We start from the raw sequence: 23943 nt of genomic DNA, 5'->3' as shown, positions 1-23943 counted from the left end.
TGGCGGCAGGCGCGGCAGTCGTTGTGAGGTCAGGAGCTTTGCGGTGCGCGGTTCTGCTCCAGCTTCTCCAGTTCGGCCTTGTAATTATGGGCATCGCTCTCGGAATGAAACATTCCCACCAGCAAGTCTTGTTGATGCACGTCCCAGATCCGTACACCTGCGGCTACGCCTTCATGGGACATGTGTGAATCGTCGCGTTCAGTTACTTTTACAGTCATCTGCTAGCTCCAATCTCTATTGATCTGCAGCAAGGCGTGTGCAGGACTCTGTTATATATTTTGTTAGCTGGCTAAGTAAATTGCTTTCAAATGCAACAATCTTTTGCAGATTTCGAAACAGTCCCGCAGGCCGCGGAAACTGTGGCATTCGGTCGCAGGGGCCGGAGTTTTATGACAAAAGTTTCATGTTGGGCGGCTGTCGTACTGGGTGTTTTGGCCCGGCGAGAGAGCTTGCCGGGTCGCCAGGAGGGCTGTGCTTGAGCGGCTAAATGGAAACGCCAGGCGAAAAAAAGCCCCGCATCGGCGGGGCTTTTTCATTGTCGTGCGGCTTAGCTGCCTTTGACGGTCTTGCCGTTGACGGTGCCGTTCAGGAGCATGATGTTGTACTCCTTGCCGTCGGTTTCGACCTGTTGCAGGCGAACCAGCAGGTAATCCCAGTCCTTGGCGAACCACATGACGGTGATGCGTTTGCTTTGTGTCGGGTCGCGCACACGCTCGACCTTGATCGCATCGATCTGGCCGGCCTTGGTGTCGACTTTTTCCGAGCCCAGGACACGGAAGTCGTAGGTATCGACTTCGCCATCATCGACGACCTGGTAGCTCATGCTTTTCTTGCCGGCGGCTACATCGTGCTGCAGAGCGAGCTGGTAGGTGGATTTGTCGACCATGCCGCGATTGAGCGGGATCTTGACCGCATCGCCGCGATCGGTGCCGGTGACCATCTTGGCATTCCAGTCGAAGTCCAGGTCGGCCTTCTTGGCTTTGCCGAGGCCGCCGCGCTCGAAGTGATAGGACTGCGGCAGCAGGGTGTCCTTGTCGAGCGTCAGGGTGCTTTCTTCAGTCAGGCTGGCGATCATCATCGAAGCCTTGAAGCTCAGCTTCCAGGTGCCGTCGCCTTTCTTTTCCAGGCTGCGTTCGGCGGTACCGCTCATCGGCAGCTGTTTCCAGTCGGCGGTATAGCTGGCGGAGAAGGGTTGAAGGTCCGCAGCCTGCGCGAAGGGCAGGGCGAGCAGAGCACAAGCGAAGAGCAGGGCGCGACGCATAAAATCTCCTAATTACGAATCAAGTGGCCACTGGCGGCCAGTAACTGACCATCCAGTAAAGCACCCTGTTCGCCGAGTGTGAGTCGACCTTCGGCAAACCAGCGTACGGCCATTGGGTAAATCCGGTGTTCCTGGACGTGAACCCGCTGCGCCAGGCTTTGCGGCGAGTCGTGCAACTCTACCGGGATCACTGCCTGTACGACCAGTGGTCCGCCATCGAGTTCCTCTGTCACAAAGTGCACGCTGCAGCCGTGCTCGGTGTCTCCGGCCTCCAGCGCTCGCTGATGAGTGTGTAACCCTTTGTATTTGGGTAGCAGCGAAGGATGGATATTGAGCAGGCGACCCTGATAGTGCCGCACGAAGTCCGCGCTGAGAATGCGCATGAATCCGGCAAGCACCACGAGCTTGGGCTGGAAGGCGTCGATCAGTTCGATCAGCGCGGCATCGAAGGCCTCGCGACCTTCGAATGCCTTGTGATCGAGAGAGCGGGTATCGATACCGGCGTCCCGGGCGCGTTGCAGGCCGTAGGCGTCGGCGCGGTTGGAAATCACCGCGCGGATGCGTACCGGGCTGTCGTCGCCCTGGGTACTGTCGATCAGGGCCTGCAAGTTGCTGCCGGTACCGGACAACAGCACCACTACATCACAGGTGGCTGGCATCGGCTCTTGCATCAATGTGCCTTGAGGTTTTTCAGCTCGACCTGGGCAGCGCCTTCGGCGGCGCTAGCGATCTGACCAATGACCCAAGGTTGTTCGCCGGCTTCGCGCAGGACGTTCAGGGCGCTTTCAACGTGCTCCTGAGCCACGCAGATCACCATGCCCACGCCGCAGTTCAGCACGCGGTGCATTTCGTGTTCGTCGACGTTGCCTTTCTCTTGCAGCCAGTCGAATACCGCCGGGCGCTGCCAGCTGGCCACGTCGACCACGGCCTGGGCGCCTTTTGGCAGGACACGCGGAATGTTGTCCAGCAGGCCGCCGCCGGTGATGTGGGCCATGGCCTTGACCGCGCCAGTGTCCTTGATCAGCTTGAGCAGTGGCTTGACGTAGATGCGGGTCGGGGCCATCAGCAGTTCGGTCAGCGGCTTGCCGTCGAGCTGGACGGTTTCGATATCGGCACCGGAGACTTCGATGATCTTGCGGATCAGCGAGTAGCCGTTGGAGTGCGGGCCGGACGATGGCAGGGCGAGCAGGGCGTCGCCGGTGGCAACCTTGGAGCCGTCGATGATTTCGGCTTTTTCCACCACGCCGACGCAGAAGCCGGCCAGGTCGTAGTCTTCGCCTTCGTACATGCCGGGCATTTCAGCGGTTTCACCGCCGACCAGGGAGCAGCCAGCCAGTTCGCAGCCCGCACCGATACCGGTAACCACGGTGGCGGCAACGTCGACGTTCAGTTTGCCGGTGGCGTAGTAGTCGAGGAAGAACAGCGGCTCGGCACCGCAGACCACCAGGTCGTTGACGCACATGGCGACCAGGTCCTGGCCGATGCTGTCGTGTTTGTTCAGGTTCAGTGCCAGGCGCAGCTTGGTGCCCACGCCGTCGGTACCGGAGACCAGTACTGGCTGCTTGTAGCCGGCCGGGATTTCGCAGAGGGCGCCGAAACCGCCCAGGCCGCCCATGACTTCCGGGCGCGCAGTGCGCTTGGCGACGCTCTTGATGCGTTCGACCAATGCTTCACCGGCGTCGATGTCTACACCGGCGTCTTTGTAGCTCAGGGAGGGTTGCTTGCTCATGATCCAGGCCTTTAGGGGGGATTCAGGGGGTATCGACCGAGTCCAGGGAGGCCATTGAAACAGTCGCGGCGGCAATGCCGCGCAATCATTTCAGCGACCCCGGCTGTTGCCGGTCTGCGAAGGCGCGCGATTTTATCAGGCTTGAGGTGTAGCGGCCATCCTCGGGCCGACGGGCAGGGCATATCCGCTTAAAAAAAACCGCAATTGCGCGTGTCGATCGCGCCGCTCGGGGCTGTATAAGGTATAGCCTTGTACCCGCTGTCGTTATGACAGCACGAAAACTTCCATCGACCGGGTGAATGTTTGCCCAGGCTTTGTGGTCACAGCCTGGGTCAATCCTGTTCATGCGGTCTGTTCCAGCCGCCTTTTGTCGTCGGGAATCCTCCATGCGTTTGGGTAAATTTCTTTTTGTGGGCTGTTTGTCATTGGTCAGCCTGGCGAGTCATGCCGAAACCCTCAATAACCTGTATCAGGTCCGCGAACCGGTTAGCAGCCAGTCCCCTGGCGAGCGCGACCAGGCCACCCAGCGGGCCCTGGAAACCCTGGTATTGCGCCTGACCGGCGATAGCAAGGCCCTGCAGAACCCGGGACTGGCGGCGATCCGCAAGGACCCGCAGCAGATCATCAGCCAGTACGGCTACGACGCCGGTCCTCCCGAAAGCCTGCAGGTCGACTTCGACCCGGCCAGCACCGACCGGGCGTTGCGCCAGGCTGGTCTGTCGTTGTGGGGCAGTAATCGCCCGTCGATTCTCGGCTGGTGGCTGACCGACTCCAGTGAAGGTTCCAGCCTGGTGGGCGATGGCCAGGCCAGCGCCATGCCGTTGCGCCGTGCGGCCCTGCATCGCGGCCTGCCGCTGCGTTTGCCGCTGGGTGACCTGAATGAGCAGATTGTCGCTACGGCGCCGAATCTCGAAGGTTCCGATCCGGCGCCATTGCGCGCTGCGTCGGAGCGTTACGGCGCGGACGCCCTGCTGGCGGTGCATGCCAGTGAAGAGGGCGGTCAGTGGCAGGCCAAATGGCGCCTATGGCTGGGTGACCAGAAGGAACAGGGCAGCGTCCAGGGAGCTGATGTGCCGGCCTTGGCCGATGCCGTGCTGTTGGCGGTCAGCCAGCGCCTGGCCCCGCGTTTCGCGGTCAAGCCGGGCGCATCCAGCGAGCAGTTGCTGGAAGTGCAGGGCATGAACCTGGAGCGCTATGCGGCGTTGGGCCGTTTGCTCGAGCCCTTCGGTGGGCGTTTGCAGAGCGTCGATGGTGATCGTTCGGTGTACCGGGTCAGCGGCAGCGCCGAGCAGTTGCGTGCGCAGTTGAATCTGGCTCGGTTGCAGGAAGTCCCGGCGGGCGCTGTGCCTGTCCAGCCGACTGTCGAAGGCGCGACACCTGCGCCTGCACCGGCCGCGCAACTGCGTTTTCGCTGGTAGGTTTTCTTTCTTTATATAGAAGCAATGGAGTGGTTCATGGCTGATACGCGTCGATGGGTCTGGTTGGGTGGGTTGGTCCTGCTCTGTGGATTTGTGTACCTGTTGCATCCGATCCTGACGCCGTTCCTGGTGGCCTTGCTGTTGGCCTATCTGTTCGATCCGCTGGTGGACCGCCTGGAAAAACTCGGGTTGTCGCGCACCTGGGGCGTGGTGGCGGTATTTGCCCTGTTCACCCTGATCGTCATGGCGTTGTTGCTGGTGCTGGTGCCTATGCTCGCCAAGCAACTGCTGCGCCTGTATGAACTGGCGCCGCAGATGCTCGATTGGCTGCAGCACACGGCAATGCCCTGGGCGCAGTCCAAGCTGGGCTTGTCCGATGGTTTCTGGAAGTTCGACAAGGTCAAGGCGGCGATCAGCGAGCACATGGGGCAGACCACCGATATCGTCGGCGTGGTCCTGAGCCAGGCAACGGCCTCCAGCCTGGCGCTGATTGGCTGGCTGGCCAACCTGGTGCTGATTCCGGTGGTCAGCTTTTACCTGCTACGCGACTGGGACCTGATGATGGCGAAGATCCGCAGCCTGTTGCCCCGTGATCGCGAGGAGCGTGTGGTGGCGCTGGCGGGGGAATGCCATGAAGTGCTGGGGGCGTTCGTCCGTGGTCAGCTGCTGGTGATGGTGGCCCTGGGGATGATCTATGCGGCGGGCCTGATGCTGGTCGGGCTGGAACTGGGGCTGTTGATCGGTCTGATTGCCGGCCTGGCGGCCATCGTGCCGTACATGGGGTTTGTCATCGGCATCGGCGCGGCGCTGATTGCCGGGTTGTTCCAGTTCGGTGGCGACCTGTACCCGATGATCGGCATCGTGGCCGTGTTCATGGTCGGCCAGGCCCTGGAGGGCATGGTGCTGACCCCCTTGCTGGTGGGCGACCGGATCGGCCTGCACCCGGTGGCGGTGATCTTCGCGATTCTCGCCGGTGGCGAGCTGTTCGGTTTCACCGGCATCCTGCTGGCCTTGCCGGTGGCGGCGGTGATCATGGTGCTGGTGCGCCATGTGCACGACTTGTACAAGGATTCGGACATCTATAGCGGTGTAGAGGAGTCCGAGCTGTAACGTCCACGGTTAACGCTTTCGGGGCGCCTGCGTTTCAGGCGGGTGCCATCGAGAGTGTTTACAGCTGTCACATCCACCGTCAAAGAAACCCCCGTGATTTCATCAGGCTAACGCAAACCTTTGATTTTGCTTGTGGTCTGCTACATTGTGCGCCCGGCGTCACGGGTATAAACTTTGCAAACTTTACACAGAGGCCACTAACGGTTCGTTTGGAACTGTTCAGTCAGCATGAAACCGATTCAGCTGCCCCTAGGTGTGCGTCTGCGTGATGACGCCACCTTCATCAACTACTACCCAGGCGCCAATGCCGCTGCACTCGGCTATGTCGAGCGGCTTTGCGAAGCCGACGCCGGCTGGACCGAAAGCCTGATCTACCTCTGGGGCAAGGATGGGGTAGGGCGTACGCACTTGCTGCAGGCGGCCTGCCTGCGGTTCGAACAGTTGGGGGAGCCAGCGGTCTATTTGCCCCTGGCGGAATTGCTGGACCGCGGCATCGAAATCCTCGACAACCTGGAACAGTACGAACTGGTCTGCCTGGACGACTTGCAAGCGGTGGCGGGCAAGGCTGACTGGGAAGAAGCGCTGTTTCATCTGTTCAACCGCTTGCGTGACAGCGGCCGGCGCCTGTTGATCGCGGCTTCGACCTCTCCCCGGGAGCTGCCGGTGAAGCTGGCGGACCTCAAGTCCCGCCTGACCCTGGCGCTGATCTTCCAGATGCGCCCGCTCTCCGATGAAGACAAGCTGCGTGCATTGCAATTGCGCGCCTCGCGTCGCGGGCTGCACCTGACCGACGAAGTCGGGCACTTTATCCTGACGCGCGGTACCCGCAGCATGAGCGCCTTGTTCGAGTTGCTGGAGCGCCTCGATCAGGCATCCTTGCAGGCTCAGCGCAAGCTGACCATTCCCTTTCTCAAAGAAACCCTGGGCTGGTAAAACCGCGGGCGGTAGTGGCTTTTTGGCATATTTCAGGCGCCAGAAACCCGCATCCGGAAGCGGTTCCAGAGGCGCGTGCGTTTAAAATGGGCTTAAGGCCTTAGATGTTGAGTAGAAACCGATAAGTCACATTTCAATCGATTGAATTTGCAAATTAGAGCGATAGAAGGCATAGTCGCGGCTTCTTTATAACTTTAAGCCACGGTCGTGCCCATGCTGAAGCGCTTCGCACCCCTCGTGCCTCTTGCACTCGTTACCCTGTTGTTTGGTTGCGCCACCCACTCTCCGGTGAGCCAACAAGAGCAGCAACAACAGGTTCAAAACTCTTCAAAAGCCCAGTCTTCCGCTATTTTCCAGGAAGAGCTGGCAACCGAAAAAGAACTCGCCGAGTTCGCTGACAGCAAGCCTTACCAGCTGCCAGTGCTGGCTGACAGTATTCTCGAACGTGGCATGTCCCTGATCGGTACCCGTTACCGTTTCGGCGGTACCTCTGAAGCCGGTTTCGATTGCAGCGGTTTCATCGGCTATCTGTTCCGTGAAGAAGCCGGCATGAATCTGCCGCGCTCCACCCGTGAAATGATCAACGTTGATGCTCCGCTGGTTGCGCGTAACAAGCTGCAGCCGGGCGATCTGTTGTTCTTCGCCACCAATGGCCGCCGCGGTCGCGTAAGCCACGCTGGCATCTACCTGGGCGATGACCAGTTCATCCACTCCAGCAGCCGCCGCAGCGGTGGCGTGCGGGTGGACAGCCTGGGCGACAGCTACTGGAGCAAGACCTTCATCGAAGCCAAGCGCGCCCTCGCCATGGCCCCGACCGTGGTCACCGCACGCAAGTAAGCGGACTTTTTGTAAGGTGAAGTTAAAGTCTTACTTGAAGTTTGGCGCGTAGGCGCTAGAATCCTGATCTATTGTTGAAAACTAACCGCGTAAGCCCTGCTTACGCGGTTTTGTTTTCGGCCTCACGGCAGAGAAAGCCGCATCCAGATCAGGATTGTTCTGCATATGTCGACGTCGGCCCGCCTTGCATTGATCGTTCTCGCCGCGCTGCTCAGCGCGTGCGCCAGTCGTACCCCGCCACCCGCGCCCGTGGTACGTGCTCCCGTATTCAACACTCCCCAGACCTTCTCGCCGGCTGCCGAAGACGTGCTGTTTCGTGCGTTGGGCCTGGTGGGCACGCCTTATCGCTGGGGCGGCAACACACCGGACTCCGGTTTCGATTGCAGTGGCCTGATCGGCTACGTCTATCGCGACGCAGCCGGTATCTCGCTGCCGCGCTCGACCCGCGAAATGATCGGCATGCGGGCACCGAATGTCGGCAAGAACGCCTTGCAGACCGGCGACCTGATATTTTTTGCCACCAATGGCGGTTCCCAGGTCAGCCATGCGGGCATCTATGTCGGCGAAGGCCGCTTCGTCCATGCGCCGGCCACCGGCGGCACGGTGAAGCTGGACAGTCTGTCCAAGGCCTATTGGCAAAAAGCCTACCTGAGCGCCAAGCGCGTGCTGCAGCCAGAGCATCTGGCGCACAATCCTTAGTCCTGTCTCTGCGTCGAGGTTGCCATGACCGCTCGTACCCTCAACCTCGACGACGCCCTCTATCACTACCTGCTCGACGTTTCCCTGCGCGAAACGCCGCTGTTGCGCCGTCTGCGTGACGAAACCCAGGCGTTGCCCATGGCGCGCTGGCAGGTAGCGCCCGAGCAGGGGCAGTTCCTGGCGTTGCTGATCAAGCTGATCGGTGCCCGGCGTGTGCTGGAGGTGGGGACCTTCACCGGCTATAGCGCCTTGTCCATGGCCGCGGCCTTGCCGGAGGATGGTCAACTGATCTGCTGTGACATCCCGGACGACTACAACGCCACCGCGCGCCGTTACTGGCAGGAAGCAGGTGTCGCCGGACGGATCGAGTTACGCCTGGCACCGGCCCTGGAGACCTTGGCCAGGATCGAGCAGGAGGAGGGCGAGGGTGGTTTCGACCTGGTCTTCATCGACGCCGACAAGGCCAATTACCCGGCTTACCTGGAAAGTGCCCTGCGCCTGCTACGCGTGGGCGGGCTAGCGGTGTTCGATAACACGCTGTGGAGCGGTCGGGTGCTGGAGGAAAATCCCCAGAGCGAAGACACCCGGGCCATCCAGGCACTCAATCGCGCCTTGAAGGATGACCCGCGTGTCGACCTGTCGCTGCTGCCCCTGGGGGACGGCTTGACCCTGTGCCGCAAGCGCTGAACCTATTGCGCCTTGGCTGCTGACACGCGCCAGACTTTGTTGCCGACATCATCGGCCACCAGCAGATCCCCTTGCTTGTCGATCACTACGCCGACCGGGCGCCCCATGGCTTTCTCGTCGGCGTTGAGGAAGCCGGTCAGCACGTCCACCGGTTGGCCTACCGGCTTGCCGTTGGCGAAGGGTACGAAGATCACTTTGTAGCCGCTGTGGGGCTTGCGGTTCCACGAGCCATGCTGGCCGATGAACACGCCTTGGGTGAACGGCGCCGGCAGCTTGCTGCCTTCGGCGAATGCCAGGCCCAGGGAGGCAGTATGCGGGCCGACGGCATAATCCGGGGCGATGGCCTTGGCCACCAGGTCCGGGTTTTGCGAAGTGACTCGCACGTCCACATGCTGGCCGTAATAACTGAATGGCCAGCCATAGAAGGCGCCGTCCTTGACCGAGGTGATGTAGTCCGGCACCAGGTCGCTGCCGATCTCGTCGCGCTCGTTGACCGCGGTCCACAGCTGGCCGCTTTGCGGCTCCCAGGCCATGCCGTTGGGGTTGCGCAGGCCTGAGGCGAAAATCCGTTGCTTGCCGCTGGCGCGGTCGACTTCCCAGATGGCGGCACGGCCTTCTTCCTGGTCCATGCCGTTTTCGCCGACGTTGCTGTTGGAGCCGACCGTGACGTACAGCTTGCTGCCGTCCTTGCTGGCAATCACGTTTTTGGTCCAGTGGTGGTTCAGCTTGCCGCCAGGCAGGTCCACCACCTTGGTCGGCTGGGCGCTGATCCTGGTGTCGCCGTCCTTGTAGGGGAAGCGCAGCAGGCGATCGGTGTCGGCGACGTACAGATCATTGCCCACCAGGGTCATGCCGAACGGCGAGTTGAGGTTTTCCAGGAATGCCGTGCGGGTTTCCGCCACGCCATCGTGATCCTTGTCCCGCAGCAGGGTGATGCGGTTCGGGCTGGGCACACCGGCCCCGGCGCGGCTCATGATCTTGCTGGCGATCCAGCCACGAATACCCTTGCTGTCATCGGGGGAGGGCGGGGCATTGGTCTCCGCCACCAGTACGTCGCCGTTGGGCAGCACGTACAACCAGCGCGGATGGTCCAGGCCTTCGGCGAATGCGGCGACCTGGGTGCCGGCGGCGGCCACCGGTTTGGCGCCTTGCGGCCAGCCGATCGCGGGCGCGATGTTCACGGTCGGGAACAGGGTCTTGTTCGGTTCGGGGAGTTTCGGCGAGGGGCCGGTGCCGTCGGAGACCTGGAGGGTGGAGGTTTCGCCACAGGCACCAAGGCCTGCGGCGACGGCGATCAGGATTGCGTATCGAAGTTTGAGCATGCTGATTTCCCTATGTATGCACGACGTCGGTGTAGTCATAGAGAAGCACAGGTCGGCGATGGTTCAACCCGTTCAGCGCGCTTCTTTGAACAGCACGGCAACGCCGGGGTGATAGTTGCCGGCTTCATTGCGCAATTTGCGGTACGCGTAGGGGAAGTACCAGGCCACGGCGCAGCAATGTTCCTTTTGCAGGTCGTCGACCATGTCCTGCAATTCTTCCGGAGTGGCACTGTGCTGGGTTTTCTGTGGCGTGACGAACAGGCAGCCAAGTTTCAGGTCGCTGGGGTAGCTGGCTTTTTTCGCGTCGCTGGCGACATCCAGCAACGGTTGGGTCAGGTGCAGGCTGTTGACCCGGGGCCAGCGCTGGGTGGTCTGGATGTAGACGCGTTCCTCCTGCGTGGCGATGTACAGGTCGGTGCGGCCGTTGCGGTCGCCGTCCTCGAGCTGTTTTTTGCTCGGTGCGTGTTCCAGGGTGACCATCTCCGCCATCCAGGCTGCCGCCGAGAGCATTCCCAGGTTGGCTTTTTCGTCGAACCAGTACGGGCTTTCGTTATCGCCGCGCACGGCGTTGTAGCGGTCGATGCAATCGAACCAGCGTTCCAGGGCAGGGCGCAGGAATTCCAGTTTCGGATTGCTGATGATCATGCCTTGCATAGGACTTTTCCTATTATTGTTGAGATATTGGAGTTTTTTAACGCGATTATGGCTATTTGATATCACTGCACTGAGTGTGGCACAAGATTGGCGTCATTTTTCCGATATGCAGCATTCGCCGATCTGCGGGGCTTTAATTGACGCTCCACCCCCAACCCTCTAACCTTCGCGACTTGTTTCAGGTGCTCTGTGGCCTTGGGTCGACAGAGTGAAACAGGGAAGCCGGTGAGTACGCGTGCCGAAGGCGCACACACGACGATTCCGGCGCTGCCCCCGCAACGGTAAGTGAGTCAAGACTGCGCCTGATGCCACTGTGTCGACTGTCGACATGGGAAGGCGCGCAGTTGGGCATTCCAGCCACTCACAAGCCCGGAGACCGGCCTGATCCATCCAACGGCATCACGGTGGGCGATGCCAGGCTTGCGCCGTCTATTCCTATTCCTGCCCCCCGTTATCCAGCCCCAACGGAGAGCTGCCCCATGACTGAATCCCCCGATCGTGACGAACGCCATCTGGCGCGCATGTTGCGCAAAAAAGCCGTGATCGATGAACGCATCGCCAACTCGCCGAACGAGTGCGGTTTGCTGCTGGTGCTGACCGGCAACGGCAAAGGCAAAAGCAGCTCGGCCTTCGGCATGCTCGCGCGGGCCATGGGCCACGGCATGCAATGCGGCGTGGTGCAGTTCATCAAGGGCCGCAACAGCACTGGCGAGGAATTGTTCTTCCGGCGCTTCCCGGAGCAGGTGCGTTTCCATGTCATGGGCGAAGGCTTCACCTGGGAAACCCAGGACCGCCAGCGCGACATCGCCGCGGCCGAAGCGGCCTGGGCGGTTTCCCGCGAACTGCTGAGCGATCCGACGATCGGCCTGGTGCTGCTTGATGAACTGAACATCGCCCTCAAGCACGGCTATCTGGACCTGGATCAGGTGCTCAGCGACCTGCAGGCGCGACCGCCGATGCAGCATGTGGTGGTCACCGGACGTGGCGCCAAGCCAGAGATGATCGAGCTGGCCGACACCGTCACCGAAATGGGCATGGTCAAGCATGCCTTCCAGGCCGGGATCAAAGCGCAAAAAGGCGTCGAACTGTGAGTGATGCCCGTCATTGCCCGGCGGTATTGATTGCCGCGCCGGCTTCCGGTCAGGGCAAGACCACCGTGACCGCCGCGCTCGCCCGCCTGCATCGCAATCAGGGACGCAAGGTGCGCGTGTTCAAGTGCGGCCCGGACTTTCTCGACCCGATGATCCTCGAGCGCGCCAGCGGTGCGCCGGTGTATCAACTGGACATGTGGATGGTCGGCGAGCAGGAAAGCCGCCGCCTGTTGTGGGAGGCCGCCGGCGAGGCGGACCTGATCCTGATCGAAGGCGTGATGGGGCTGTTCGACGGCACGCCGTCCAGCGCCGACCTGGCGCGGCATTTCGGGGTGCCGGTGCTCGCGGTGATCGATGGCACGGCCATGGCCCAGACCTTCGGCGCCCTGGCGCTGGGGCTGGCGCGTTATCAGCCGGACTTGCCGTTCGCCGGCGTGCTGGCCAACCGCGTCGGCACCCTGCGGCATGCGCAGTTGCTCGAAGGCAGCCTGACCGAGGGCTTGCGCTGGTACGGCGCGCTGTCCCGGGAGACCGGCATCGAACTGCCCAGCCGCCATCTGGGGTTGGTGCAGGCCAGCGAACTCAACGATCTGGATCTGCGTCTCGACGCCGCCGCGGCCGCCTTGGCGGACAGCTGCGAAGTGGCCTTGCCGCCCGCCGTGGCATTCGCCGCTCCCCAGGTGGTTGCCGTTGAGCCGTTGTTGGCCGGCGTGCGCATTGCCGTGGCCCGCGACGAAGCCTTTGCCTTTACCTATGGCGCGAGCCTGGATCTGCTGCGGGCCATGGGCGCCGAGCTGGTCTTTTTCTCGCCGATCCATGACGCGGTACTGCCTGAGGCAGACAGCCTGTACCTGCCGGGCGGTTACCCGGAACTGCATCACCGGGCGCTGGCGGCGAACGGCTCGATGCTCAGCGCGATCCGCGCGCATCACGCCGCAGGCAAACCCTTGCTCGCCGAGTGTGGCGGCATGTTGTATCTGCTGGATTCCCTGACCGACGTCGACGGCGAGCGCGCCGAACTGCTGGGCCTGTTGCCCGGCGATGCGGTGATGCAAAAGCGCCTGGCGGCCCTGGCCTTGCAGGCGGTGGAGTTGCCGGAAGGTTCGTTGCGCGGGCATACCTATCATCATTCGTTGACCAGCACCGAGCTTGCGCCGATCGCTCGCGGCCTGAGCCCGAATGGCGGGCGCGGCGCGGAAGCGGTTTACCGCGAAGGGCGGATGACCGCCTCTTATGTGCATTTCTATTTTCCGTCCAACCCCGAAGCGGTGGCGTCCCTGCTGGCGCCGGCAGGAGCGAGCGTGCTCGCGCGGCGCCCATGAGCGACAACGCCTTTTCCGCGGCCGAGCGCGACGCGGTCTATCGCGCGATCGCCGAGCGTCGTGACATGCGTCACTTCGTCGGTGGCACGGTCGAGCCGCAGGTCTTGCGTCGCCTGCTGGAGGCGGCGCACCAGGCGCCCAGCGTCGGCCTGATGCAGCCCTGGCGGTTCATCCGTATCAGTGACCGGTCGTTGCGCGGGCAAATCCAGCAACTGGTGGAAGAGGAGCGGGTACGCACCGCCGAGGCCCTGGGCGAACGTTCCGATGAGTTCATGAAGCTCAAGGTCGAAGGCATCAACGACTGCGCCGAGGTCCTGGTGGCGGCGCTGATGGACGACCGTGAGCGGCATATTTTCGGCCGCCGCACCCTGCCGGAAATGGACCTGGCCTCGCTCTCCTGCGCGATTCAGAACCTGTGGCTGGCGGCCCGGGCCGAAGGGCTGGGCATGGGCTGGGTGTCGCTGTTCGAGCCCGCTGCCTTGGCCCAGTTGCTGGGCCTGCCGGCCGGGGCCAAGCCGCTGGCGGTGCTGTGCCTGGGCCCGGTCGGCGAGTTTTACCCGGCGCCGATGCTGGTGCTCGAAGGCTGGGCGCGGGAGCGTCCGCTGAGTGAATTGCTGTATGAAAATTACTGGGGAGTGAGTCAATGAGTGTGGCGTTGCTGAGTGTCGCCGGGGTGGCGCTGGATGCGTTGCTGGGCGAACCCAAGCGCTGGCATCCACTGGTGGTGTTCGGTCGTTTTGCCGATCGCATCGAGCAACGCTTCAACTCCGGTGGCCGCGGCTGGCGCAGTCATGGCGTCACCGCCTGGGTCATCGCGGTGCTGCCGCTGACCCTGCTGGCAACCCTGTTTTCCTGGCTGCCCTACATCGGCTGGTTGTTCGAGATCCTGGCGCTGTATTGCGCCCTTGGCCTGCGCAGCCTCGGCGAGCATGTCGAGCCGGTGGCCCAGGCCTTGCGCAGCGACGACCTGGACCAGGCGCGGCAGCGGGTCGGCTATCTGGTGAGCCGGCAGACCAGCGAGCTGGATGCCACCGAAGTCGCCCGCGCCGCCACCGAGTCGGTGCTGGAAAACGGCAGCGACGCGGTGTTCGCCGCCTTGTTCTGGTTTACCGTGGCCGGTGCGCCGGGCGTGGTGCTCTATCGCCTGAGCAATACCCTGGATGCGATGTGGGGCTATCGTAATGAGCGCTTCGAGCGTTTCGGCTGGGCGGCGGCGAAGATCGACGACCTGCTCAACTACATTCCGGCGCGCCTGGTAGCCCTGACTTACGCATTGCTGGGCAAGACCCGCCTGGCGCTGAAATGCTGGCGCCGCCAGGGGCCGACCTGGGACAGCCCGAATGCCGGGCCGGTGATGGCGGCCGGGGCCGGGGCCCTGGGCGTCGAGCTGGGCGGTGCGGCGATCTATCACGGCGAACTGCACCAGCGCCCGCAATTGGGCGAGGGCGTGGCGGCCGATGCTTCGTCCATCGATCGCGGCTGGCAACTGGTGCAGCGCGGGGTCTGGTTATGGCTGCTGATTCTCTGCGTGGGAGCTGAGTTCTATGCTTGAGCACGGTGGCCGCCTGCGCAAGGCGGCCGAGCAATATGGCATCGCCGAGGCCGACTGGCTGGACCTGTCCAGCGGCCTGGCACCCTGGCCGTGGCCGATTCCCGAGATCGGGATGCGGGCCTGGGCGCGCCTGCCGGAAACCGACGATGGCCTGGAGCAGGCGGCCCGCGACTACTACGGCGCGGCCCATGTGTTGCCGGTGCCCGGTTCCCAGGCGGCGATCCAGCTGCTCCCGCGTTTGCGCCGCGCCGGCAAGGTCGGCGTGCTGTCGCCCTGTTATGCCGAGCACGCCGAAGCCTGGCGCCGCAGCGGCTACATCGTGCGGGAAGTGCTGGAACAGGAAGTGGACTTTTTCCTCGACAGCCTGGACGTGCTGGTGGTGGTCAATCCGAACAATCCCACGGGCTTGAGCCTGACTCCGGAGCGCCTGCTGGACTGGCATGCGCGTCTGGCGCAGCGCGGTGGCTGGCTGGTGGTCGACGAAGCCTTCATGGACAACACTCCCCAGCTGAGCCTGGCGGCCCAGGCCGATCAGGTGGGGTTGATCGTCCTGCGTTCCTTCGGCAAGTTTTTCGGCCTGGCCGGGGTGCGCCTGGGCTTCGTGCTGGCCGAGCTCAAGCTGCTCAAGCTGCTGGCCGAGCAGGTCGGCCCCTGGGCCGTCAGTGGGCCGACCCGGGTGCTGGGCCAGGTGTGCCTGCGCGACCGTGAAGGCCATGGGCGGCAACGGCTGCGCAGTGAAGCGGCGAGCCTGCGCCTGGCGCAGCTGCTCGAGCGCCACGGTCTGAAACCCCAGGGGGGCTGTGCGCTGTTCCAGTGGCTGATCACCGATCGCGCCGAGCTGTTGCATGAGTTCATGGCGCGCCGGGGCATCCTGCTGCGGCTGTTCACCCACAACAGCAGCCTGCGTTTTGGCTTGCCGGCCGATGAAGCCGACTGGTCGCGTCTCGAACAGGCCTTCGTCGCCTACGCCAAGGAACATCCATGACCACCCTGATGGTGCAGGGCACCACTTCCGACGCCGGTAAAAGCACCCTGGTGACGGCGCTCTGCCGCTGGCTGACGCGCCAGGGCGTCAGCGTCGTGCCCTTCAAACCGCAGAACATGGCCCTCAACAGCGCGGTGACCGCCGACGGTGGCGAGATCGGTCGGGCCCAGGCAGTACAAGCCCAGGCCGCGCACCTGGAGCCGCACACCGACATGAACCCGGTGCTGCTCAAGCCCAACAGTGACACCGGGGCCCAGGTGATCATTCACGGTCGTGCGGTGACCACCATGAACGCGGTGGCCTATCACGACTACAAGGCCATCGCCATGCAGGCGGTGCTGGCCTCTCACCAACGCCTGAGCGTGGCCTATCCGGTGGTGATGGTGGAAGGCGCGGGCTCGCCGGCGGAGATCAATCTGCGGGCCGGCGACATTGCCAATATGGGCTTTGCCGAAGCGGTGGACTGCCCGGTGCTGCTGATCGCCGACATCAACCGTGGCGGGGTTTTCGCCCATCTGGTGGGCACCCTGGATCTGTTGTCGCCAAGCGAGCAGGCGCGGGTCAAAGGTTTCATCATCAACCGTTTTCGCGGTGATATCGCCCTGTTGCAACCGGGCCTCGACTGGCTCGAAGCGCGTACCGGCAAGCCGGTGATCGGCGTGTTGCCCTATGTGCTGGACCTGCATCTGGAAGCCGAAGACGGTATCGACCAGCGTCAGGCCGACAAGGCCGAGCAGGTGCTGAAAGTACTGGTGCCGGTATTGCCGCGCATCAGCAATCACACCGACTTCGACCCGCTGCGCCTGCACCCCCAGGTGGACCTGCAATTCATCGGTCCCGGCCAGGCGATTCCGCCGGCCGACCTGATCATCCTGCCCGGCTCGAAAAGCGTGCGCAGCGACCTGGCGTACCTGCGCGCCCAGGGCTGGGACACAGCCATCGCCCGGCACCTGCGCTACGGCGGCAAGTTGCTGGGTATCTGCGGCGGTTTGCAGATGCTCGGCGAGCAGCTGCACGACCCTTTGGGGTTGGAAGGCGCGCCAGGCTCCAGCGCGGGATTGGGGCTGCTGGCGTTCGAAACGGTGCTGGAACAAGAGAAGCAGTTGCGCAATGTGCGTGGACGTCTGGCGCTGGAGGAGGCCGAGGTCAGCGGTTATGAGATCCATGCCGGCGTCACGACGGGGCCTGCGCTGGAACTGGCCGCCGTGACCCTGGACGACGGTCGCCGCGACGGCGCGCGCAGCGACGACGGGCAGATTCTCGGCACCTACCTGCACGGTCTGTTCGAGGCGCCGGCGGCCTGCAGTGCGTTGCTGCGCTGGGCGGGTTTGCGCGAGGTGCAAGCGGTCGACTACCACGCTCTGCGCGAGCGTGATATCGAGCGCCTGGCCGATCTGGTGGAGCAGCACCTGGACACCGAGCACCTGCGCCAGCTTTGCGGGCTTTAGAGCGTCGGCGCCGGCATTGCCGCGCCGCTGTGGCTGTACCTCAATTCAAGGGTTTCCAAGCATGTTGCAACTGATCCTCGGCGGTGCCCGTTCCGGTAAGAGTCGCCTGGCGGAAAAGCTCGCCGGCGCGAGCGGCCTGGCCGTGACCTATATCGCCACCAGCCAGGCGCTGGACGGCGAAATGAGTCAGCGCATCGCGCATCACCGCGAACGGCGCCCGGCCCAATGGGCATTGATCGAGGAGCCGTTGGAATTGGCGCGGGTGCTGCGCGAAAGCGCGAGCGCCGAGCGCTGCCTGCTGGTGGATTGCCTGACCTTGTGGCTGACCAACCTGTTGCTGCTGGAGGATGCCCAGCGGCTCGCCAGTGAGCGCGAAGCGCTGCTGGAGTGCCTGGCGTCGCTGCCGGGCGAAATCATTTTTGTCAGCAACGAGACTGGAATGGGTGTCGTGCCGCTGGGCGAGTTGACTCGCCGTTATGTCGATGAAGCCGGTTGGCTGCATCAAGCCCTGGCCGAGCGTTGTCAGCGGGTAGTGCTGACGGTGGCCGGCCTGCCCCTGACTCTGAAAGGAACTGCGTTATGAATGACTTCTGGTGGCTGCGGCCGTGCAAGGCGCTCGACACTCAAGCCCTGGAGGCGGCGCGGTCGCGTCAGCAGCAATTGACCAAGCCCGCGGGTTCGCTGGGGCAGTTGGAGCGGGTCGCGGTACAGCTGGCCGGCTTGCAGGGGCGGGTCAAGCCTGGCCTGGAGCAGCTGTGGATTGCGATTTTCGCCGGCGACCACGGGGTGGTGGCCGAGGGGGTTTCGGCTTATCCGCAGGCAGTCACGGGGCAGATGCTGCACAACTTCGTCAGCGGCGGCGCGGCCATCAGCGTGTTGGCGCGGCAGCTGCGGGCACGCCTGGAAGTGGTCGATCTCGGCACGGTGACGCCCGGCTTGAACCTGCCCGGCGTGCGGCATTTGAACCTGGGGGCGGGCACCCGGAACTTCGTCGAGGGGCCGGCCATGACCCAGGCCCAGGGCGAGCAGGCCCTGCAGGCCGGACGTGACAGTGTGCTGCGGGCCGTCGAGCAGGGCAGCGAACTGTTTATCGGCGGCGAGATGGGCATTGGCAACACTACCGCGGCCAGCGCCGTGGCCTGCGTCTTGCTGGATATTCCGGTGGCGCACCTTGCGGGGCCGGGCACCGGCCTGGATGCGGCGGGTGTCAGCCACAAGGCGCAGGTGATCGAGCGCGCCTTGAGCCGGCATGCCGCCCAGCGTGGCGATGCCTTGCAGACTTTGTTCAACCTTGGCGGTTTCGAGATCGCCGCGCTCGTTGGGGCCTACCTGGCCTGTGCCCAGGAAGGCGTCGCGGTGCTGGTCGATGGTTTCATTTGCAGCGTGGCGGCGCTGGTGGCGGTGCGGCTGAACCCCGAGTGCCGCCCGTGGCTGCTGTTCGGCCACCGTGGGGCCGAGCCGGGGCATCGGCATATCCTGCAAACCCTCGAGGCCGAGCCTTTGCTGGACCTCGGCCTGCGCCTGGGTGAGGGCAGTGGCGCGGCGCTGGCGGTGCCGTTGCTGCGCCTGGCCTGCGACCTGCACGGGCAGATGGCGACTTTTGCCGAAGCGGCCGTGGCGGATCGTCCGGCATGACCTTGCGCCTGGACCTGCTGCGCCACGGCGAAACCGAGCTCGGTGGTGGCCTGCGCGGCAGCCTCGACGATGCCCTGACCGACGCCGGTTGGCAGCAGATGCGTGCTGCTGTCGCAGGCCGGGGGCCCTGGGATCGGCTGGTAAGTTCGCCCTTGCAACGCTGCGCGCGTTTTGCCGAGGAACTGGGGGCGCGCCTGGCGCTGCCGGTGACCCTGGACCCGGATCTGCAGGAGCTGCATTTCGGTGCCTGGGAAGGGCAGAGCGCGGCGGCGCTGATGACCACCGACGCTGAGGCGCTGGGGCGGTTCTGGGCCGATCCCTATGCCTTTACCCCGCCGCGGGGCGAGCCGGTGCTGGCGTTTTCCGCGCGGGTGCTGGGGGCGGTCGAACGTCTGCATCAGCGTTATGCCGGCGAGCGGGTGCTGCTGGTCAGTCATGGCGGAGTGATGCGCTTGTTGCTGGCCCGGGCCCGAGGTTTGCCGCGTGAGCAGTTGCTGAATGTCGAGGTTGCTCACGGTGCCTTGTTCGCCCTGACTGTCGAGGCTGGCCTGGTATTGAGCGAAGGAGTCTGAGCGTGCTGCCATTCTGGATCGCCCTGCAATTTCTTAGCAGTTTTCCGGTGCGTTTGCCGGGCATGCCGTCGCCCGAGGAAATGGGCCGGTCGTTGCTGTTCTACCCGTTGATCGGCCTGCTGTTCGGGCTGCTGCTCTGGGGGCTGAACCAGTTGTTGATGGGCGCGCCGCTGTTGCTGCATGGGGCGTTGTTGCTGACGGTCTGGGTGCTGCTCAGCGGTGCCTTGCATCTGGACGGGTTGGCCGACAGCGCGGACGCCTGGCTGGGCGGCTTCGGCGATCGCGAGCGCACGCTGACGATCATGAAGGACCCGCGCAGCGGGCCGATTGCCGTGGTCACCCTGGGGCTGGTGTTGCTGCTCAAGTTCGCCGCGCTGGTGGCGCTGATCGAGCAGCAGGCCGGCGTTGCCTTGCTGCTGGCGCCACTGATCGGTCGCGGCGCCTTGCTGGGGCTGTTCCTTTGCACGCCTTATGTGCGCCCTGGTGGCCTTGGGCAGGCGCTGGCGAATCATCTGCCGCGTCTGGCCGGCAAGTGGGTACTGGCGCTTGCTGTGTTGGTGTGCGTAGTGCTCGGCGGCTATAGCGCGGTGTTGGCGTTGCTGCTGGCGGGCCTGGTGTTTGCTGGCTTGCGTCAGCTGATGCTGCGTCGCCTGGGCGGCACCACCGGGGATACGGCGGGCGCCCTGCTGGAGCTGCTGGAGGTGACGGTCCTGGTAGGGTTGGCGCTGTTCTAGAAAAGGCGGAGCGCGGGTTTTATTCGCGCCCTGAACTATGCAAATTTCTTGCATTCCTTTAATCGCGGGTATATACACGCACCATGCTTCCTTCTCAATGTCTGTGCACCAACCTGCGGCGCGCCGCCCGTGGCGTCAGCAGGTTCTACGACGGCGCTCTCGACGGCTTCGGGATCAACGTTGCCCAGTATTCCTTGCTGAGTAATTTGCAGCGCCTGGACCAGCCGAGCATTTCCAGCCTGGCCGAGGCCATGGGTCTGGACCGCAGTACCCTGGGCCGTAACCTGCGGGTGCTGGAAGGCGAGGGCCTGGTCCGACTGTCCGAGGGTGAGGATCAACGCAATCGCATCGTCCAGCTGACCGATGAGGGCCAGCAGCGACTGCTGGCGGCCTTGCCGGCCTGGGAAGCGGCGCAACAGCGCTTGATCGACCGTCTGGGTGCAGAAAAACGCGAAACCTTGCTGGCCTTGCTGAACGAACTGGCGTGAAGGCCTTTCGTTCGATGATAAGCGGGTATATACCCGTAAATGGAGAATAAAATGACTTCGATGTGGCGTACCAGCGGTTGGGTTCTTCTCGGGAGTGCGTTGATCCTGGCCTTGTCCCTGGGGATAAGACATGGCTTCGGGCTGTTTCTGCCGCCCATGAGCGCGGAGTTCGGCTGGGGGCGCGAGGTGTTTGCCTTTGCCATTGCCCTACAGAACCTCATTTGGGGCCTGGCCCAGCCCTTTACTGGAGCCCTGGCCGACCGCTTCGGTGCGGCGAAGGTAGTGCTGGTCGGCGGTGTGCTGTACGCCGTGGGCCTGTTGTTCATGGGGTTGGCCGATTCGCCGCTGTCGCTGTCGTTGAGCGCCGGCTTGCTGATCGGTATCGGGCTTTCGGGGACCTCGTTTTCAGTGATTCTCGGCGTGGTGGGGCGCGCGCTGCCGGCGGAGAAACGCAGCATGGGCATGGGGGTCGCCAGTGCAGCCGGTTCGTTCGGTCAATTCGCCATGCTGCCGGGCACACTGGGCTTGATCGGCTGGCTCGGCTGGTCGTCGGCACTGTTGGTGCTGGGGTTGCTGGTGGCATTGATCGTGCCGCTGGTGAGCATGCTCAAGGACAAGCCGCTGCCCAGCCTGGGCCATGAGCAGAGCCTCTCCGAGGCCTTGCGTGAGGCCTGCTCTCACTCCGGGTTCTGGCTGCTGGCGTTCGGCTTTTTCGTCTGCGGTTTCCAGGTGGTGTTCATCGGCGTGCATTTGCCAGCCTACCTGGTGGACCAGCACTTGCCGGCCACGGTAGGCACCACCGTGCTGGCGTTGATCGGCCTGTTCAATATCTTCGGCACCTACACCGCCGGCTGGCTGGGCGGGCGCATGTCCAAGCCGCGCTTGTTGACCGGCCTGTACCTGTTGCGTGCGGTGGTCATCGGCCTGTTCCTCTGGCTGCCGGTGACGCAAGTCAGTGCGTATCTGTTCGGCATGGCCATGGGCTTCCTGTGGTTGTCGACGGTGCCGCTGACCAATGGCACGGTGGCGACCTTGTTCGGGGTGCGCAACCTGTCCATGCTGGGCGGCATCGTGTTTCTGTTTCACCAGTTGGGCTCGTTCCTCGGCGGCTGGCTCGGCGGGGTAGTCTACGATCGAACCGGGAGTTATGACTTGATCTGGCAGGTGGCGATTCTCCTCAGTTTGCTGGCCGCGGCCCTGAACTGGCCGGTGCGCGAGCGTCCGGTTGCCCGTCTGCAGGCGAGCGCGGCATGAGCCGGGCAGGCTTGCGCTGGGTCGGCCTGATGGTTGTTATCGCCTTGCTGGTGTTGGCCTGGTGGGGCTGGCACCAGGGTGGGCTGGCGCTGATGCAGTTGGGCATGGGCGTCTGCCAGGAAGCGCTTGCTAGGGCGTCCGCCGGGCGAGTAGTTTGACCCTTTGACGGTACTTTCAAGGAGTTGAATATGTTGGCGCGCTGGCTTGCTGTTCCAGCTGTACTCATGGTGTTTGCCGGTTCGGCCTGGGCGGGCGAATGCCCGTCGCTGTTGCAGGGTTCGCTGCCCAAGCTGCGCGCCAAGGAGTCCATCGACCTGTGCCAACGCTTTGCCGGTAAGCCGCTGGTGGTGGTCAATACCGCGAGCTTTTGCGGCTTCGCCCCGCAGTTCAAGGGGCTCGAGGCGTTGTACCAGCGTTACAAGGGTCAGGGGCTGGAGCTGGTAGGCGTGCCGTCGAATGACTTCAAACAGGAGTCCAAGGATGGCGCGGAGACGGCCAAGGTCTGTTATGCGAACTACGGCGTCACCTTCACCATGACCGAGCCACAGCAGGTCCGAGGCCCGGACGCGGTGCACCTGTTCAAGGTCTTGGCCGAGCAGAGCAGTGCGCCGAAGTGGAATTTCTACAAGTATGTGGTCGATCGCCAGGGCAAGGTGATCGCCAATTTCTCCAGCCTGACCAAGCCGGGCAGTCCTGAACTGATTGAGGCCGTGGAACAGGCGCTGGCGTCCAAGCCTTGAGAGTTATCCACGGTCAATAAAAAAGCCCCGGCATCCTTGGATGCGGGGGCTTTTTCGTTCAGGCCGTCAGGCTTTAGAAGCGGTAGGTTGCGCCCACGCCGAAGCCGTTTGCGCTGTTCTCGTACTCGGCGCTGTAAGACTGGCCGAGCGTATTGTGGTTGTTGACCTTGACCTTCTCTTCCTTGAGGTAGGAGTAAGCCACGTCGATGGTCAGGTCTTCGGTTGGGCTCCAGCCGGCGCCGAGGCTGAAGATGGTCCGGTCGCCGGTAGGGATGCGTGGCGAACGGTTGGTGTTGTTGGCTGGCGACTGGTCGAAGCTCAGGCCGGTGCGCAATACCCACTGCTTGTTCAACTGGTAGGAAGTACCGATGGCATAGGCCCAGGTGTCGTGCCAGTTCTGTTCTTCCTTGATGGAGCTGAGGGCACCCGGGGCCAGAAGACCACCGGCGCTGGCGGTTACGCCTTCGTTTTGTACGGTGATGTCTTTCAGGCGGCTCCAGCGGGTCCAGGTCGCACCGGCGTAGAGTTTCCAGGCATCGTTGAGGTCCTGGGTCACCGACAGGTCGGCCGACTCAGGGGTGGTGATGTCCAGCGAGGCGTCGTAGCGAGCACCGCGAAGCAGGGCGCCCGGAGTACCGGCGCCTGGGCTGACTTCGGTGTGGCCTTCCAGCTTGTACTTGACCTTCGAGTGATAAGTCAGGCCCACGCGAGTGGTGTCGGTCGCCTGGACCAGCACACCGATGTTGTAGCCGTAGCCGATATCGTCACCCTTGATCTGGACATTGCCATCGTTAGGCGACAGTGGCGTGGTCAGCGCGGATTCCAGGGTGCCGGAGATGCGGTTGATGGTCGGGCCGAAACCGATCGACACCTTGTCGTTGAAGGCATAGCTGACGGTTGGCTGGAAGGTGACGACTTTAACTTCGCTTTTGCTGCCGAAGTTACGGCCCTGGAAGCCGCTTTCATAGTCGGTGATCAGGCCGAATGGGGCGTAGACACCCAGGCCGAAGGCCCACTGGTCATCGATAGGCTTGACGTAGTAGGCCATTGGGACGGCGGTGAACGGCACCATATCGCCTTTGTTGGTCCCTCTCTGGCTACCGCTGGCGTCGTTGATATCGGTGGACGCGTCGATGGCCGCGAGGCCGCCAGTGACTTGCTGGCGTTTCAGGCGCGACATACCGGCAGGGTTACCAAAAACTGTGCTTGCATCGTCGGCAGCAGAGGATCGACCGGCGAAACCAGTACCCATGCCGCTGATGCTTTGTTCGTTCAGGGCAAAGCCGCTTGCGAAAAGTTGGGTGGATGCCATCGCAACGGCAAGGCTAAGACTGGTTTTGAGTATTACTTTTTTCATTATTAGAACTCCTGGTGATCACCGGAGCGAAAATTACCAACATTTCCTCCTCAACGCTATAGGCTGTATGGCTTGAGATAGAGCGGTTTTGTAGGACAATCCGACCAAAATTGCG

The 23943-nt window shown here is 63.2% G+C and carries 27 protein-coding genes and 1 riboswitch; of the genes, 20 read left to right on the top strand and 7 right to left on the bottom strand.

What is annotated here, in order from left to right; all coding sequences use genetic code 11:
• Positions 1-29: 29 nt before the first annotated feature.
• The 4 genes from AC07VU_RS12870 to purM form a co-directional block, all read right to left on the bottom strand.
• A complete protein-coding gene (locus AC07VU_RS12870; RefSeq protein WP_016702508.1) occupies positions 30-218 on the bottom strand; it encodes a hypothetical protein in 189 nt (62 codons plus the stop codon).
• 329 nt (positions 219-547) lie between these two features.
• Positions 548-1261: a DUF3108 domain-containing protein gene (locus AC07VU_RS12865; RefSeq protein ID WP_007927772.1), complete on the bottom strand. Its 714-nt coding sequence runs from the start codon at positions 1259-1261 to the stop codon at positions 548-550.
• An 8-nt stretch (positions 1262-1269) separates the two neighbouring features.
• Complete coding sequence (gene purN, locus AC07VU_RS12860; RefSeq protein WP_277589417.1) at positions 1270-1920, bottom strand: phosphoribosylglycinamide formyltransferase; 651 nt, start codon at positions 1918-1920, stop codon at positions 1270-1272.
• 11 nt (positions 1921-1931) lie between these two features.
• On the bottom strand, positions 1932-2990 hold the full coding sequence (purM, locus tag AC07VU_RS12855; RefSeq protein WP_007927774.1) for a phosphoribosylformylglycinamidine cyclo-ligase: 1059 nt from the start codon (positions 2988-2990) through the stop codon (positions 1932-1934).
• 386 nt (positions 2991-3376) lie between these two features.
• Between purM and AC07VU_RS12850 the strand changes: the two genes are divergently transcribed.
• The 6 genes from AC07VU_RS12850 (at position 3377) to AC07VU_RS12825 (ending at position 8674) form a co-directional block, all read left to right on the top strand.
• Positions 3377-4408, top strand: a complete 1032-nt coding sequence (locus tag AC07VU_RS12850) for a DUF2066 domain-containing protein (RefSeq protein WP_495029989.1) — start codon at positions 3377-3379, stop codon at positions 4406-4408.
• Positions 4409-4444: 36 nt separating this feature from the next.
• Positions 4445-5518 carry an AI-2E family transporter gene (locus AC07VU_RS12845; protein WP_007927776.1) on the top strand — a complete coding sequence of 358 codons (1074 nt, stop codon included), beginning with the start codon at positions 4445-4447 and terminating at the stop codon, positions 5516-5518.
• Positions 5519-5746: 228 nt separating this feature from the next.
• Positions 5747-6451: a DnaA regulatory inactivator Hda gene (hda, locus tag AC07VU_RS12840; RefSeq protein WP_007898944.1), complete on the top strand. Its 705-nt coding sequence runs from the start codon at positions 5747-5749 to the stop codon at positions 6449-6451.
• 213 nt (positions 6452-6664) lie between these two features.
• On the top strand, positions 6665-7288 hold the full coding sequence (locus tag AC07VU_RS12835; RefSeq protein ID WP_025805656.1) for a C40 family peptidase: 624 nt from the start codon (positions 6665-6667) through the stop codon (positions 7286-7288).
• A 165-nt stretch (positions 7289-7453) separates the two neighbouring features.
• On the top strand, positions 7454-7987 hold the full coding sequence (locus tag AC07VU_RS12830) for a C40 family peptidase (RefSeq protein WP_007927778.1): 534 nt from the start codon (positions 7454-7456) through the stop codon (positions 7985-7987).
• Positions 7988-8011: 24 nt separating this feature from the next.
• Positions 8012-8674 (top strand): class I SAM-dependent methyltransferase, encoded by a 663-nt coding sequence (locus AC07VU_RS12825; RefSeq protein WP_277589416.1) that lies wholly within the window; start codon positions 8012-8014, stop codon positions 8672-8674.
• Positions 8675-8676: 2 nt separating this feature from the next.
• Here the strand turns inward: AC07VU_RS12825 and AC07VU_RS12820 are convergent, their stop codons facing one another.
• Positions 8677-9996 (bottom strand): PQQ-dependent sugar dehydrogenase, encoded by a 1320-nt coding sequence (locus tag AC07VU_RS12820; protein WP_495029988.1) that lies wholly within the window; start codon positions 9994-9996, stop codon positions 8677-8679.
• Positions 9997-10068: 72 nt separating this feature from the next.
• Positions 10069-10650: a hypothetical protein gene (locus AC07VU_RS12815; RefSeq protein WP_087092433.1), complete on the bottom strand. Its 582-nt coding sequence runs from the start codon at positions 10648-10650 to the stop codon at positions 10069-10071.
• A 163-nt stretch (positions 10651-10813) separates the two neighbouring features.
• A riboswitch (cobalamin riboswitch) is annotated at positions 10814-11049 on the top strand.
• Between the two features lie 80 nt (positions 11050-11129).
• Between AC07VU_RS12815 and cobO the strand changes: the two genes are divergently transcribed.
• The 14 genes from cobO (at position 11130) to AC07VU_RS12745 (ending at position 22471) form a co-directional block, all read left to right on the top strand.
• Positions 11130-11741 (top strand): cob(I)yrinic acid a,c-diamide adenosyltransferase, encoded by a 612-nt coding sequence (cobO, locus tag AC07VU_RS12810; protein WP_053262256.1) that lies wholly within the window; start codon positions 11130-11132, stop codon positions 11739-11741.
• Positions 11738-13063 carry a cobyrinic acid a,c-diamide synthase CobB gene (locus tag AC07VU_RS12805; RefSeq protein ID WP_492570853.1) on the top strand — a complete coding sequence of 442 codons (1326 nt, stop codon included), beginning with the start codon at positions 11738-11740 and terminating at the stop codon, positions 13061-13063. The genes cobO and AC07VU_RS12805 overlap by 4 nt, the downstream gene beginning before the upstream one ends.
• A complete protein-coding gene (bluB, locus tag AC07VU_RS12800) occupies positions 13060-13710 on the top strand; it encodes a 5,6-dimethylbenzimidazole synthase (protein ID WP_009045103.1) in 651 nt (216 codons plus the stop codon). The genes AC07VU_RS12805 and bluB overlap by 4 nt, the downstream gene beginning before the upstream one ends.
• Positions 13707-14615: an adenosylcobinamide-phosphate synthase CbiB gene (cbiB, locus tag AC07VU_RS12795; RefSeq protein ID WP_495029987.1), complete on the top strand. Its 909-nt coding sequence runs from the start codon at positions 13707-13709 to the stop codon at positions 14613-14615. Before bluB ends, cbiB begins: the two co-directional genes overlap by 4 nt.
• Complete coding sequence (cobD, locus tag AC07VU_RS12790) at positions 14608-15600, top strand: threonine-phosphate decarboxylase CobD (protein WP_274304338.1); 993 nt, start codon at positions 14608-14610, stop codon at positions 15598-15600. Before cbiB ends, cobD begins: the two co-directional genes overlap by 8 nt.
• Positions 15597-17048 carry a cobyric acid synthase gene (locus tag AC07VU_RS12785; RefSeq protein WP_457274611.1) on the top strand — a complete coding sequence of 484 codons (1452 nt, stop codon included), beginning with the start codon at positions 15597-15599 and terminating at the stop codon, positions 17046-17048. Before cobD ends, AC07VU_RS12785 begins: the two co-directional genes overlap by 4 nt.
• 61 nt (positions 17049-17109) lie before the next feature.
• Positions 17110-17631 carry a bifunctional adenosylcobinamide kinase/adenosylcobinamide-phosphate guanylyltransferase gene (gene cobU / locus AC07VU_RS12780; RefSeq protein ID WP_277589409.1) on the top strand — a complete coding sequence of 174 codons (522 nt, stop codon included), beginning with the start codon at positions 17110-17112 and terminating at the stop codon, positions 17629-17631.
• Positions 17628-18683: a nicotinate-nucleotide--dimethylbenzimidazole phosphoribosyltransferase gene (gene cobT, locus AC07VU_RS12775; RefSeq protein ID WP_495029986.1), complete on the top strand. Its 1056-nt coding sequence runs from the start codon at positions 17628-17630 to the stop codon at positions 18681-18683. The genes cobU and cobT overlap by 4 nt, the downstream gene beginning before the upstream one ends.
• The gene (cobC, locus tag AC07VU_RS12770; RefSeq protein WP_053262249.1) at positions 18680-19255 is read left to right on the top strand and encodes an alpha-ribazole phosphatase family protein; all 576 of its coding nucleotides are present in this window, start codon (positions 18680-18682) and stop codon (positions 19253-19255) included. Before cobT ends, cobC begins: the two co-directional genes overlap by 4 nt.
• Before the next feature lie 2 nt (positions 19256-19257).
• Positions 19258-19989, top strand: a complete 732-nt coding sequence (locus AC07VU_RS12765) for an adenosylcobinamide-GDP ribazoletransferase (protein WP_274304335.1) — start codon at positions 19258-19260, stop codon at positions 19987-19989.
• A gap of 83 nt (positions 19990-20072) precedes the next feature.
• Positions 20073-20477 (top strand): MarR family winged helix-turn-helix transcriptional regulator, encoded by a 405-nt coding sequence (locus AC07VU_RS12760; RefSeq protein ID WP_007927803.1) that lies wholly within the window; start codon positions 20073-20075, stop codon positions 20475-20477.
• Positions 20478-20528: 51 nt separating this feature from the next.
• A complete protein-coding gene (locus tag AC07VU_RS12755; RefSeq protein WP_150052560.1) occupies positions 20529-21731 on the top strand; it encodes an MFS transporter in 1203 nt (400 codons plus the stop codon).
• The gene (locus tag AC07VU_RS12750; RefSeq protein ID WP_495030082.1) at positions 21728-21889 is read left to right on the top strand and encodes a hypothetical protein; all 162 of its coding nucleotides are present in this window, start codon (positions 21728-21730) and stop codon (positions 21887-21889) included. Before AC07VU_RS12755 ends, AC07VU_RS12750 begins: the two co-directional genes overlap by 4 nt.
• 30 nt (positions 21890-21919) lie before the next feature.
• A complete protein-coding gene (locus AC07VU_RS12745; RefSeq protein ID WP_495029985.1) occupies positions 21920-22471 on the top strand; it encodes a glutathione peroxidase in 552 nt (183 codons plus the stop codon).
• A 73-nt stretch (positions 22472-22544) separates the two neighbouring features.
• On the opposite strand, the gene AC07VU_RS12740 is transcribed toward AC07VU_RS12745, so the two are convergent.
• Positions 22545-23828 carry an OmpP1/FadL family transporter gene (locus AC07VU_RS12740; RefSeq protein WP_102679063.1) on the bottom strand — a complete coding sequence of 428 codons (1284 nt, stop codon included), beginning with the start codon at positions 23826-23828 and terminating at the stop codon, positions 22545-22547.
• Positions 23829-23943 lie beyond the last annotated feature (115 nt).

The sequence above is a fragment of the Pseudomonas sp. GW821-FHT02B10 genome (genome assembly GCF_059421865.1).
Note: the sequence above shows the minus strand (reverse complement) of the source record. Positions and strands in the feature narration are given on the sequence as shown.

Excerpts from the sequence above, each read along its gene's own strand:
- hda (WP_007898944.1), top strand. The coding sequence starts at position 5,747 with ATGAAACCGATTCAGCTGCCCCTAGGTGTGCGTCTGCGTGATGACGCC.
- cobU (WP_277589409.1), top strand. The coding sequence starts at position 17,110 with ATGTTGCAACTGATCCTCGGCGGTGCCCGTTCCGGTAAGAGTCGCCTG.
- AC07VU_RS12785 (WP_457274611.1), top strand. The coding sequence starts at position 15,597 with ATGACCACCCTGATGGTGCAGGGCACCACTTCCGACGCCGGTAAAAGC.
- AC07VU_RS12825 (WP_277589416.1), top strand. The coding sequence starts at position 8,012 with ATGACCGCTCGTACCCTCAACCTCGACGACGCCCTCTATCACTACCTG.
- AC07VU_RS12865 (WP_007927772.1), bottom strand. The coding sequence starts at position 1,261 with ATGCGTCGCGCCCTGCTCTTCGCTTGTGCTCTGCTCGCCCTGCCCTTC.
- AC07VU_RS12745 (WP_495029985.1), top strand. The coding sequence starts at position 21,920 with ATGTTGGCGCGCTGGCTTGCTGTTCCAGCTGTACTCATGGTGTTTGCC.
- AC07VU_RS12870 (WP_016702508.1), bottom strand. The coding sequence starts at position 218 with ATGACTGTAAAAGTAACTGAACGCGACGATTCACACATGTCCCATGAA.
- AC07VU_RS12830 (WP_007927778.1), top strand. The coding sequence starts at position 7,454 with ATGTCGACGTCGGCCCGCCTTGCATTGATCGTTCTCGCCGCGCTGCTC.
- purM (WP_007927774.1), bottom strand. The coding sequence starts at position 2,990 with ATGAGCAAGCAACCCTCCCTGAGCTACAAAGACGCCGGTGTAGACATC.
- AC07VU_RS12820 (WP_495029988.1), bottom strand. The coding sequence starts at position 9,996 with ATGCTCAAACTTCGATACGCAATCCTGATCGCCGTCGCCGCAGGCCTT.
- AC07VU_RS12760 (WP_007927803.1), top strand. The coding sequence starts at position 20,073 with ATGCTTCCTTCTCAATGTCTGTGCACCAACCTGCGGCGCGCCGCCCGT.
- cobC (WP_053262249.1), top strand. The coding sequence starts at position 18,680 with ATGACCTTGCGCCTGGACCTGCTGCGCCACGGCGAAACCGAGCTCGGT.
- AC07VU_RS12750 (WP_495030082.1), top strand. The coding sequence starts at position 21,728 with ATGAGCCGGGCAGGCTTGCGCTGGGTCGGCCTGATGGTTGTTATCGCC.
- cobO (WP_053262256.1), top strand. The coding sequence starts at position 11,130 with ATGACTGAATCCCCCGATCGTGACGAACGCCATCTGGCGCGCATGTTG.
- AC07VU_RS12815 (WP_087092433.1), bottom strand. The coding sequence starts at position 10,650 with ATGCAAGGCATGATCATCAGCAATCCGAAACTGGAATTCCTGCGCCCT.
- AC07VU_RS12835 (WP_025805656.1), top strand. The coding sequence starts at position 6,665 with ATGCTGAAGCGCTTCGCACCCCTCGTGCCTCTTGCACTCGTTACCCTG.
- bluB (WP_009045103.1), top strand. The coding sequence starts at position 13,060 with ATGAGCGACAACGCCTTTTCCGCGGCCGAGCGCGACGCGGTCTATCGC.
- AC07VU_RS12850 (WP_495029989.1), top strand. The coding sequence starts at position 3,377 with ATGCGTTTGGGTAAATTTCTTTTTGTGGGCTGTTTGTCATTGGTCAGC.
- cobT (WP_495029986.1), top strand. The coding sequence starts at position 17,628 with ATGAATGACTTCTGGTGGCTGCGGCCGTGCAAGGCGCTCGACACTCAA.
- cbiB (WP_495029987.1), top strand. The coding sequence starts at position 13,707 with ATGAGTGTGGCGTTGCTGAGTGTCGCCGGGGTGGCGCTGGATGCGTTG.
- cobD (WP_274304338.1), top strand. The coding sequence starts at position 14,608 with ATGCTTGAGCACGGTGGCCGCCTGCGCAAGGCGGCCGAGCAATATGGC.
- purN (WP_277589417.1), bottom strand. The coding sequence starts at position 1,920 with ATGCCAGCCACCTGTGATGTAGTGGTGCTGTTGTCCGGTACCGGCAGC.
- AC07VU_RS12755 (WP_150052560.1), top strand. The coding sequence starts at position 20,529 with ATGACTTCGATGTGGCGTACCAGCGGTTGGGTTCTTCTCGGGAGTGCG.
- AC07VU_RS12740 (WP_102679063.1), bottom strand. The coding sequence starts at position 23,828 with ATGAAAAAAGTAATACTCAAAACCAGTCTTAGCCTTGCCGTTGCGATG.
- AC07VU_RS12845 (WP_007927776.1), top strand. The coding sequence starts at position 4,445 with ATGGCTGATACGCGTCGATGGGTCTGGTTGGGTGGGTTGGTCCTGCTC.